This is a genomic window from Parabacteroides sp. An277, assembly GCF_002159645.1.
Taxonomy (GTDB): Bacteria; Bacteroidota; Bacteroidia; order Bacteroidales; family Tannerellaceae; genus Parabacteroides.
In genome coordinates, this window is the sequence record NZ_NFJB01000059.1 from 1 (window position 1) to 11,820 (window position 11,820).

The window sequence follows — 11,820 nt, forward strand, 5'->3', positions numbered from 1 at the left end:
GTACTTCGATACTTCTTGATAGACGCCGTGTAATCCTCTTTGTCATCCACGGTGATGGTGTTTTCACGCAGCGTAAGCGGCCACATGAATTCACGGCCTTTAACAATTAAAGCCATAAGCGTTCCATTTTAAGATTATACATTATATTAATAAGGGTGTGCCCAGCACTAGAAAAATGGATTGAACACACCCTTACGTTTAACTAACCATTATCTCCAATCCTCCTTTTGTTCCAACGCCGTATTGGAATCCACTTCCGACTGCGGGATCGGGAGATACATGTGCTTCGGTTCGAAAGCAGCCACGTTTTGCGTCGGGTCTTTCGTCGCAATCAGATAAGCCTTCAGTTCTGAAGCATTATACCAACGAATCAAGTCGTACCAACGGATGTTTTCGCCACAGAACTCCAAGAGTTTCTGGTGTTTCAATTCATCCCAAGCCGCATTCACATCGCCAATTTGCTTTTCAGGAAGCCCGGCACGGACACGGATACGGTTGATATCGGACATCGCACCTGCTACGTCACCCGTCTGCAAGCAAGCCTCGGCATGAAGGAACAATACTTCAGCAAAACGCATCACACGCAAGTTGTTGACACGCGCTTTGTTTCCAGCGTACATGGAAGCACCGTCTTCACACCACCAAGAAGTCCATTTCTTAAACAAGAAGCGACCCGGTTTACCGTCGATTTCTGGATAATTGGGCATCGGTTTCAACTTCTTCACCAAACAACCTTCCCACATTTCTTCAAAGTCGGCATCGCCGTAGAAGATTTCGTTTTCTTTCACGTCATTATAATCCGCATAATTGAAATAGCAAGTCGTATAAAGACGCTTGTCCCAACGGCTGTCCGAACCTTCCGGACGCTCTTCTACGATAAATTCATCAATCAAATGCGCAGAAGGTTGCATCTTATACCAACCTCCTTTGCGGAACTCTGGCGCAAAGAAGTTTGCCAAGTTGTTGCACATATCGGCATCCGTACCGTTTTGCGTACCCCAAAGTTGCTGCCCTACGCCTACATCTTCATAAGCAATCTCAAAAATAGACTCTTTGTTGAACTCGGTATCATCCCGGAAGTTTTCTTCATAATTCTCTACCAAATCATATCCGAACGGCCCATTGATCACTTCAGCCAACTGCGTTTTGGCTTCATCGTAACGGCCTTGCCAGAGATAAGTCTTGCCCAACATGGCAAGCGCGGCACCTTTCGTAGCCCGCCCGTTTTCTTCGGCAGGACGTGTATCCGGCAATCCGGCTGCAGCGGCCTTGAAGTCCTCTTCGCATTGCTTCAGAATGTCCTCTTGCGAAGAAAGCGGATGTGCTTCTTCGTCGACTGCTTGCGGCAAAGTGCGTAATACAGCTTCCCGGTAGTTCTGTTGCAACAAGAAATATTGGAATCCACGCATGAAGTGCGCTTCTGCCATCCATTCATTCAAATCTTCTTCACTAGCATCCGAAGTGGGTGCATAGTATAAGAAACTATTAGCATATTGGATACCTTGATATAACTTATTCCATAAATCCGAAGCCTGCCCACTTTCTGGAGAATTAGTAAACGAAAGCACTTCCCAAGCAAAAGCCTCTTCATTACGAGTCGGATATAAATCATCAGCTCTCATTGAATGATTCCAAATACCACAATAAGCACCATAGTAACCGTACATGTGGTCACGAATCGGATTATAAACAGCCACCAACGCCCTTTCTACATTTTCAGCATAGGGCCACCAAGTCGCTTCCGTTTCACGGTTCGGATTATTCCCCTCATCCAAAAAGCTATCCGTACATGAGCCAAACAAAAGCAATGCACTTGCTACTGCAATAAAATGTTTCATATTTGTCTTCATAAAAACTATCCTTTCCTACTAATTAGAATGTTACTTGTAAACCAAAGCTGAACGTACGCGCCGAAGGATAACGACCGTCATCACAACCGCGGCTCATCACATTATCCAAACCGGAACCCGTAGCACCATCGCCCGTGTTCACACCCAAGTCCGGTGTATAACCCGTATATCCTGTAATGGTAAAGAGGTTTTCCATCGCCGTATAGATACGCACATTTTCCAACCAAGCTTTCTCTACCCACGCCTTTGGCAAAGTATAGCCTAACTCCAACGTCTTCAAACGGAAAAAATCGCCATTCTCCAGCCAACGGTCTGTATACCCCCAATTCGTACCGTTATTATCGGTTGCCGAATTTGGGTCGTCACTTGCTCCGATAAAACGCGGGATATCCGTATCTGTATTGTCCGGACGCCATGCATCCATAAAGCAAGTCAAGTAATTGCCCACGCCTTCCTTCTTCACATTATAATACGGGATACCATTGTATATTTTCTGTCCAAATTGTCCGTCGAAGAACAGGTTCAAATCGATACCGCGCCAATTCAATCCTAAATTCAAACCGACGGTTACTTTCGGCAGAGCACTACCAGCATATTGTTTGTCATCTACCGTAATCTGTCCATCGCCATTGGCATCAATGAATTTTAAATCGCCAGGCTGCGCTTTATCTTGTATGCCATACGCGTCAATTTCTTCTTGGCTTTGGAAAATACCATCGGTCTTAATCAACCAGAAACCACCAATCGGATAACCTTCCTTCGCATAGGTAACCGTTCCTCCTCCATGCGGATCATAACCAGCCCATTCTTTTTGAGAAGAATTCACATCCGTCAATTCATTGCTTAAAAAAGAGGCATTCGCACCTACATGATAATATAATTCTCCTACACTATTCCGATGATCAATAGCAATTTCAAAACCTTTGTTCCGGACATTACCCGCATTCGTAACTGGAGTACCCGTCAAACCAAAACTACCTGGTTGTGGTACGGAAAGCAACATATCCTCCGTATCTTGGATGTAGTAATCGGCACTAATGCTCAACTTATCATTCCAAATACCCAAATCCAAACCTACGTCGAACGTCTTATTCTTTTCCCATGTAGTAGTTGTGGGCGTTACCCAATCATAACCCGTAATGGCGCCATTGTTATGCCAAGTTGTGCCAAATACAGCGTTCAACCCTTGATAAGGCGAAGATTGCGTTGCATAACGGCCAATACCATTCAAATTACCCAATACACCATAGCTGGCACGCAGCTTGACTTCATTGAAGGTCTCTTTCAAGTTCTCAAAGAAATCTTCATTCATGATATTCCAACCAATCGAACCAGAAGGGAAGTTACCCCACTTGTGCCCATCGGCAAACTTAGAGGAACCATCCCGACGGATAGATACGCTGGCCATATAACGGTCGTCGAACGAATACATCGCACGGGCAAACATAGACACCATCGACTCCTTCCATGTAGAACCGCTGGCTGTCGAAGTAGAAGAGTCTCCTGTATCAATTACATACAACCCTTCCGGCAAATAATCGCGCCCAGCCCCGAAACCACGATACCTGTTCTCTTGCGAAGAATAACCTACTACGGCGTTAATCGTATGCTTGCCGAATGTATGGTCGTAGTTAATCGTGTTTTCAATCAACCAGTCATTTTCCCAACCGGTGCTTTCGTCCAATTGTGTCTTTAAATTCTGGCTGGCAGAACTGAAGTAGTATTCCCCAATATAGTTGTAGTTGCGGCTTGTATATTTGTTAATACCTACATTAAACTTATACTTCAACCCTTCCAAGAACAAATCTACTTCCGCCCATCCGTTGATCATCAAATCAATCGAATGTTTTTGCCGATCAACAGCCTCTACATATCCGACTGGGTTTCCAGAGGCTTTTGCCCAACTCGGCGTAGTGCCCCAATGCCCGGCAATCGAATTATTGTAATCGTATACCGATTGTTGTGGAACGATATTTACCAATTCACTCGTTGTATAATCATCATAATCCTTTGTAGAGAACTTGGCTAAGATTGTATTTCCGATACGCAAGTGGTTGTTGAAGAAAGAGAAGGTGTTCTTCGTACGAAGATTCCAAGCCTCATAGCCTGTTGTCTTTACAATACCGTCCTGCTTCGTATAGCTACCCGACACGTTGAAGGTGGAAGTCTTGCTACCTCCTGATACATTCAAATTGACCTTGCTAATCAATGCCTGCTGGAATAGTTCGTCTTGCCAATCCGTTCCTTTTCCCTGCCAACCTGTCAATTCAGGAACATTCTGATTAATGTTGTTCAACTTACAGAAGTCGCGGTACTGATTACCATCCATCACATCCAACTTCTTCGCCACGGTCTGCACACCGGCATAGGCATCTACCGTAACCGTTGTCGGCATCTCTTTGCGGCCGCCCTTGGTCGTAATCAACACAACGCCGTTCGCAGCACGAGAACCGTAAATAGCTGCCGCCGAAGCATCCTTCAAGACTTCGATCGACTGGATATCAGCCGGATCCACCATATTGATATCACCATACACACCATCAATTACATACAACGGTGTAGTAGATTGTAAAGAGCTGACACCACGAATGTTGATACTCATATTTTCGCCCGGTTGGCCTGTGTTGGTCGACACTGTCACGCCCGGAATACGTCCCTGCAAAGCCGATGCAGTAGAACGCTGCACACTTGCCTGAATATCCTTAGCCGACACCGAAGATACCGCACTCGTCAGATGCGACTTCCGAACCGTACCATAACCTATCGCTACCACTTCGTCTAGCATCTCGCCGTCCGCCATCTTGATATTAATTGTGCGTTGGTTCCCCACTGTTACCTGAGAAGGCTGCATTCCCACATACGAAAATTCCAATACCTGACCCGGAGTCACACTAATCGAATAGTTACCATCTATATCTGTGATAGTCCCTTCCGTAGTACCCTTAATCACAACTGTAGCACCGACTACCGGATTGTTCTCCGAGTCTATCACTGTCCCTTTCACGGTAACTGCCTCTTGCGCCCAACTCGCCAACGAGAAGGCTCCCAACATTACCGTTGTTAATGCTAACTTTTTGTTCATACTGTTATTATTTTAATGTAAATACTATTCTATCGTGAGGATCGTGTTTTCATGATCTTTCACATGTTTTTCATATCGCAAAGATACCACATAAACAAACCTGCGGACTATCCAATTCGGTCAATCGCATTGCTCATTTCGGTCAAATTTCAGTGTTTAGGTAGTAGAAAGAAGTTAACCATAAAAGCATTCATTAACAACTATGATTGTTATGAGGCATAATACTGGGCGAAAAAGGGCATAACTGTAAATAAATGTTTTCACAACTTGCATGAAAAAGGAAACAGGTAAAGGTCTGTACGCGAGAAAAGAAACCCGCTTTGGACTGCTCGATTCGGTCAAAAGCGGGTGCTCAATTCGGTCAATGGTAAATATTTGTTTCAATTATACAATGACTCGCACGCGCTGGTAGTTCTCGCGGTACTCTTGCGGCGTGATGCCCTTGTATTTCTTAAACACTTTGTAAAAGTAGGACTGGCTGACGAAACCGTAACGCGAGGCGATGTCCATGATAGAATCCCGGCTATTGCTATTCAACTCGTGTACAATGCGGTTGATGCGGTATTCTTGCAAGAACTCCGAGAAGCCATGCCGCGTGTTTTTCTTCAGGAAACGGAAAAACGTAGAAGAGCTCATGCCCAAGTAATTCGCCAGTTCATCGGTCGTAATCGTGCGGGCCATGTGCTGCTCAATATAGCCTAACATCTTCTTCATCAGCCGGTCGTTGTCCGACAACTCGGGGACGACCTTGCTCGACAGCGTCCGCACGTTTTGCGACAAAGAGAGCTCGTAAAGGAGAATAAAGAACTTCATCACCGAATAGAACCCCTTCTCCGTCGCGATCATCCGGAGGTATGGCTGGATACGCTGAATCTCCGCCTCCCCAAACACTAACCCACAGGCAGCCCTTGCCATCATCCGCATGATGGAATCGAACTGCTTCTTCCGGAAGACCGGACTATCAAACAACGTAGGCGAGAACTGAATGGTAATTTCATGGATATCAGTCGAGCGGCAGTTTCCATCCTTCCATGCATGCTCCAGTTCGGTATTGGCAATCAACACCAAATCTTGTTCGCCAATCACCTCGTCCGAATCGCCCACCACGCGCCGCGCCCCCGCCGCGTGCTCCACAAAGTTTAGTTCCCATACATCGTGCGTATGCACCGGAAAAGTGAACGACGACTTCGTGCGCTCGAACAGCAAAAACGTGTCCCGCTCCGACAGCGGTGTCTTCTCTTTAAATACATCTATTAGCATCTTCTTTCAACCTATTTTTTACAAAGGTAATACTTTTTTCGATTCGTTACACCTCGCCCCCTTCACCGACCAGTACAGGCTGCTTTCACTGATCAGTACCGACTGCTTTCACTGACCAGTGAAAGCAGGATTCCATGAATTGCACGACATTCTGCCCCCAACCCGTCGCAGGATTGGAAATAAATGCGTACCTTTAGGCTTCAAAATAAAAGGGAATATGTTGTTAGCATCCATCATAGGGATTTTGTTCGGCTCGATATTTATCCTGCTTTATACGGTGACTATCATTGGGTTAATACTCGTCATCATTGCTGAAAACCGGAATCCGCTCAAAACGATACCTTGGGTAGTCGTCCTGCTTTTAGCACCCGGCATAGGGCTCATTTTCTACTTTTTCTTTGGGCAAGATAATCGAAAACAACGGATTATCAAACGGCGCACGTACAAACGCCTCGTCAGCCACCCCAAGACGGGCAAAATACCGGCAGATGCGTGCCACGTCCCCGAACCTTACCGGGAATTGAGCATTCTCTTGAACCGGACACGCAACGCCCCCTTGCGCTATGGCAGTCAAATAGAAGTATATACGAATGGACGTGACAAATTCGAAGCGCTGTTCCAAGACATCCGGCAGGCTAAACACCACATACATATACAATATTATATATTCGCAGACGACAAGACAGGACGCACCTTGCGGGAGTTGCTCGTTCAGAAAGCCCGAGAAGGCGTCAGGGTACGCGTGCTGTACGACGACGTGGGTTGCTGGAACGTACCGAACCGTTTCTTCCGCGAGATGAAGCAGCAGGGAATCGAGGTGTATCCCTTCTTGCGCGTAGCCTTCCCAACCTTGACCAGTAAGGTGAACTACCGTAACCATCGAAAGATTGTGGTAATAGACGGACGAATTGGATACATGGGCGGCATGAACGTGGCCGACCGGTACGTAGAAGGTGTCTCTTGGGGTGCGTGGCGAGACCTGCATTTCCGCATCACGGGGAAAGGGGTGTATGGGCTACAAACGGCCTTTCTGATCGATTGGTACGTGGTGAGCAAACGCGTCCTTTCAGGCAAAGAGTACTACCCGACGCTACCCGTGCTGACAAACACTATCATGCAAGTAGTGACGAGCGGTCCGGTGAGTCCGTGGCGCGTGCTTTCGCAAGCTGAGATTTACATCATCACCAACGCCAAGCAATATGTCTACATCCAGACCCCTTACTTCCTCCCGACAGAAGGGTTGAACCAAGCCCTGCAAATCGCCGCCCGAGGAGGCATCGACGTACGCCTCATGATTCCGCAACATTCCGATACACGGATGGCACACCTGGCAACCCGTTCGTTTCTGGCCGAGATGATACGCGCCGGGGTGAAAGTCTACTTTTACCAAGCCGGTTTCCTGCACTCCAAACTCATCCTGAGCGATGACATGGTGAGCTGCATCGGATCAGCCAATATGGATTTCCGCAGTTTGGAGCACAACTTCGAGGTAAACGCCTTTGTCTATCAACGCGAGTTTGCCCTCCAGATGAAAAAGATATTCCTTCACGACACTGAAAACAGCCAACGCATCCTGCCTGCCCTTTGGCTTAAACGACCGCTTCGCAAACGCTTTTCTGAATCATTTATGCGTCTCTTCTCGCCGCTCTTGTAAAGGCTTACAGTTATCATTCACGCATAAAGAGGCTGAAGTTCACCGAGCCATAGGCACGATGCTGTGCAAAGAGAGGAAGAGAGGAGAAATCGTAGGCGGCCGAATGCTCCATCACAAAAATACCGCCCGGACGCAATAGGTTCCGCTCCAGCACCCAAGTAGGCACTTCGGGCAACTCTTTCAACGCATAAGGCGGGTCAGCAAAAATAAAATCGAAGCTTTCGGAAGGAAGAGTTTGCAGGAAACGAAATACATCGCCCCGAATCAAATGCAAGTCCGATGTCTTCAGCTCTTTCGCCACCTTGGCAATGAAGGAGGCATGCGCGTTGTTCTTCTCGACAGAGGTCACTCGTCGGCAACCACGAGATAGCAATTCGAACGAAATACTGCCCGTACCCGCAAATAAATCCAAGGCCTCCGCATCTTCGAAATCAATCAAGTTGGCCAATACATTAAATATATTCTCTTTCGCAAAATCGGTAGTCGGACGGGCACTAAACGAAGACGGGACTTCAAAACGCCGCCGACCATATTTACCACTAATGATTCGCATACCACAATAAAGCTATTAAATCAACAGGAGCTCTAAGTATATCCGTCCCCATCAAATAAACATCTGAAGGCATCTCCAACGAATCCACTTGTCGCACATAAGTCCGCAAGTTCTTTTTTAAGGCGTCTACCACACCCATATCCCCTGTAAGCGCTATCGGATCATGTTGCATGTCCAATGGCAAACTCTTTCCTATATATAATAGGTAATAGAGCATATCAGACAACGAGGAGACCGAATAGGTATTGGCAAAAAGCAAACGTCCCTGCTCATAACATCCTACCTCCATCCGATGCGTCGAAGCCCAAACAAACAACGTCCGCGACAATTGCTCTTGGCTCTTCCGTTTCCATAGGGACAATACAGCTTGTTGACTATGCATAAAGCAGGGATTCTGTAACGAACGAGTACAAAAGTCATGCAGCTCCGGTTCCATTTCGAACAACAGAACCATTTGTGCATCCGGGCACTCGGAAGCCAGCACTTTTCCTCGGACCTTCCCGCAGTTAAAAGCATAAAGAGAAGAGATTCCCTCCTCTTCCCAGAATGCATACGGAACTAACGTATAAGGTGAATCCGTTTGCACCACATACAATTGTTTATAAGCCCAACCCAAGCAAGGTTGTTCGAAGAAAAACTCCTTGAAGGCTTCGGTATACGAACCTGCCGCATCCCACCTTACCTCCGTCAAGAAAAAGCTCCCTTTAATCCGCGCATTATAACCAGAAAAAGAAAGTCCATCCGGCAAAAGCCGGATGGACACTATGTAATTCTCACACGCTTGCGACAAAATTTCCGGAATCTGGAATGCCATAAGCAACTCGTATTATTCCCAGTTTCCTGCGTTATTATTGATTTCTTCCAACGAACCTACGCGCAATCCCGGGAATTTGCCCTGCTTCTGAGCCTTATCCTTCAAGTTGAAAGACAACTGAGGATCCATGCCACGAAGATAAGAATCAAATGGTACATCGCATACGAATACCTTAATTTCATAACCCGAAGCAGATTCCAATGTAGCAGTATCCATGTGGAACTCAATCTTATCACCCGGAACGCCCGGCACGTAACGCATGTTGGCTACATCATAACCCTTACCCAGCAAAGTATCCTTTGCAAGCACCCAAGCGGTATCACGTTTGAAACCTTTCAGGCCTTCTTTTTCTACTTCGCTCCAATTACCCGTAGCTTCAGCCTTCTGAACAATCTTTGCAGCCTTCTCTTCGGTCATACCTTTTTCCAGCTGTTCATCGCTCAAAACGCCTTCCTTCAAGACCAACGGAAGTTTCTCTTCATTCAAGAACTTCCCTAACTCATCGAAATTAGCCGCATGAACTCCGTGTACGTTCTTATACTCAATCTGAGCTTTACGGATTTCAATCAGACGGGCAATGATAGCATTGTCCCTGGCCTCTTTCTCGTTATTAAACTCAATCGGAGTCATAATACTCCGGTAACACATGTACGCCAGCACGATTATCGCCACTGACAACAAAATCTTCAAAGTAACTTTCATGGTTCCTATAATTTTTTGAATTTATTTTCCTCGGCAAATTTAAAAAAGAATATTTAAAGCGCTATCTTTATCGCGTAAAAATATTACGACAAAATGATAAATAATTTCCTAAACGGGCAAATTCTACGGAATTTCCCCCATAATCCGACCGACGAACAGCTTTTTGCCGTGCAAATGATGGCTGATTTCGTCACATCGTCTCGTCCAGACACCCTGCTTCTCCTCAAAGGATATGCAGGTACAGGTAAGACTTCACTCATCGGGACGCTCGTCAAAACGCTCAACGAACTCCGCATGAAAACCGTCCTCCTGGCTCCAACAGGACGCGCTGCCAAAATATTCTCTTTGTATGCCGGGCAGAAGGCCTATACGATTCATCGGTATATTTACCGCCAAAAAGCTTTCTCGAATGAACCCGTCGGATTCCTTGCTGCGCCAAACCTGCACAAAGATACAATTTTTATCGTAGATGAAGCATCAATGATTACAAATGATTTGTCAGATTCCTATATTTTTGGTTCGGGAAGGCTTTTAGACGACCTAATTCAGTATGTTTACAGCGGAAATGGGTGCCGGCTGATGGTCATCGGAGACGAAGCACAGCTCCCTCCTGTCCGCCAAACCGAAAGTCCGGCCCTCAATCCTCTCATCCTCCAAGGATATGGACTGGAGATTTCGGAAGCACATCTAACGCAGGTAGTCCGTCAAGCAGAAGATTCCGGAATCCTCTTCAACGCCACACGCCTCCGGGAGGCGCTTCGTAACCACACCGTCGAGGCTTTCCCGAAATTAAAGGTGACGGGCTTCGCGGATTTGCGGAAAATCGGAGGAGACGAACTCATCGAAGAAATTTCGTCTACCTACTCGCGCGATGGGCAAGACGAGACCCTCATCGTCACCCGCTCGAATCGACGCGCTACTATATATAATAATGGTATAAGGAATCGTATCTTGTATTGCGAGGAGGAACTTTCGTCGGGCGAACGTCTCATGGTGGCCCGCAATAATTATTATTGGACAGCGAATCTGAAAGAAATGGATTTCATTGCCAATGGCGAAACCATCCGTATCATCAAGGTACGACGGACCTACGAACTCTATGGCTTCCGCTTCGCCGACGTGATCGCTTCTTTTCCCGACTACGACCTGGAATTGGAACTCAAAATACTTCTCGACACGCTTCAGAGCGATACACCAGCCCTCTCGAAAGAGCAAAACGACCGCCTCTTTTATGCGGTTCTCGAAGATTATGCCGATGTTCCCACCAAAGCAGGCAAGATAAAAAAGATGAAAACCGACCCGCACTACAACGTCCTCCAGGTGAAATATGCCTATGCCATGACTTGCCATAAAGCCCAGGGCGGGCAATGGACAAACGTCTTCCTCGACCTGGGCTACATTTCTGAAGAGATGCTTGGCGAGGAATTCTACCGTTGGCTCTACACCGCATTCACACGGGCAACCCAACGCCTCTATCTTGTCAACCTTCCCCACGAATTTCAGGAAGAAGGATGAGGGAAAATATACATTATATTATATATAGGGCAACCATTCCTGTTATTTTACAAAGAAAAAGCAGAAAAAGCTTGCGCATCTCCACAGAATATGCTACTTTTGCACTCGAAAAACAGACGGGGTGTAGCTCAGCCCGGTTAGAGTACACGTCTGGGGGGCGTGTTGTCGCTGGTTCGAATCCAGTCACCCCGACACGGAGCAGGAAGGAGTTAGGCATAGATGCCTGACTCCTTTTTTTGTTTTTGTGCCTTTCTGCATAAATCCATAAGACTTACAATTCCGGCTCAGTAGAAATTTAATGGGGATAAATTTGTTAGTTTGAAGAACAAACCTTTATTTTGCAGTATGGAAAACGATTATTTGAACATACTTGCCGGTATTGTACTCCCA

The 11,820-nt window shown here is 46.5% G+C and carries 8 protein-coding genes and 1 tRNA gene; 3 read left to right on the plus strand and 6 right to left on the minus strand.

The window, feature by feature from the left end:
• Positions 1–209: 209 nt before the first annotated feature.
• From B5F77_RS14820 to B5F77_RS14830, 3 genes are all read right to left on the minus strand, one after another.
• Entirely contained in the window at positions 210–1,850 is a 1,641-nt protein-coding gene (locus tag B5F77_RS14820; protein ID WP_087332162.1) for a RagB/SusD family nutrient uptake outer membrane protein, read from the minus strand.
• Between the two features lie 22 nt (positions 1,851–1,872).
• Positions 1,873–4,932 (minus strand): TonB-dependent receptor, encoded by a 3,060-nt coding sequence (locus B5F77_RS14825; RefSeq protein ID WP_087332164.1) that lies wholly within the window; start codon positions 4,930–4,932, stop codon positions 1,873–1,875.
• Between the two features lie 384 nt (positions 4,933–5,316).
• Positions 5,317–6,192 carry an AraC family transcriptional regulator gene (locus B5F77_RS14830; protein ID WP_087332167.1) on the minus strand — a complete coding sequence of 292 codons (876 nt, stop codon included), beginning with the start codon at positions 6,190–6,192 and terminating at the stop codon, positions 5,317–5,319.
• 217 nt (positions 6,193–6,409) lie between these two features.
• Between B5F77_RS14830 and cls the strand changes: the two genes are divergently transcribed.
• Positions 6,410–7,846 carry a cardiolipin synthase gene (gene cls, locus B5F77_RS14835; RefSeq protein WP_087332169.1) on the plus strand — a complete coding sequence of 479 codons (1,437 nt, stop codon included), beginning with the start codon at positions 6,410–6,412 and terminating at the stop codon, positions 7,844–7,846.
• Between the two features lie 13 nt (positions 7,847–7,859).
• Here cls and B5F77_RS14840 read toward each other — a convergent pair whose 3' ends face one another.
• From B5F77_RS14840 to B5F77_RS14850, 3 genes are read right to left on the minus strand one after another with little or no spacing between them, the layout of a single operon-like run.
• Positions 7,860–8,399, minus strand: coding sequence for an RsmD family RNA methyltransferase (locus B5F77_RS14840; protein ID WP_087332171.1), 540 nt, complete (start codon positions 8,397–8,399; stop codon positions 7,860–7,862).
• On the minus strand, positions 8,386–9,213 hold the full coding sequence (locus B5F77_RS14845) for a DUF3822 family protein (protein ID WP_087332172.1): 828 nt from the start codon (positions 9,211–9,213) through the stop codon (positions 8,386–8,388). The genes B5F77_RS14840 and B5F77_RS14845 overlap by 14 nt, the downstream gene beginning before the upstream one ends.
• Before the next feature lie 12 nt (positions 9,214–9,225).
• A complete protein-coding gene (locus B5F77_RS14850) occupies positions 9,226–9,915 on the minus strand; it encodes a hypothetical protein (protein ID WP_087332174.1) in 690 nt (229 codons plus the stop codon).
• 93 nt (positions 9,916–10,008) lie between these two features.
• Here B5F77_RS14850 and B5F77_RS14855 point away from each other — a divergent pair, with 93 nt between their 5' ends.
• Positions 10,009–11,430, plus strand: a complete 1,422-nt coding sequence (locus B5F77_RS14855; protein ID WP_087332177.1) for an AAA family ATPase — start codon at positions 10,009–10,011, stop codon at positions 11,428–11,430.
• 117 nt (positions 11,431–11,547) lie between these two features.
• Positions 11,548–11,622 (plus strand) — tRNA-Pro (locus tag B5F77_RS14860).
• The last annotated feature ends 198 nt before the right edge of the window (positions 11,623–11,820 follow it).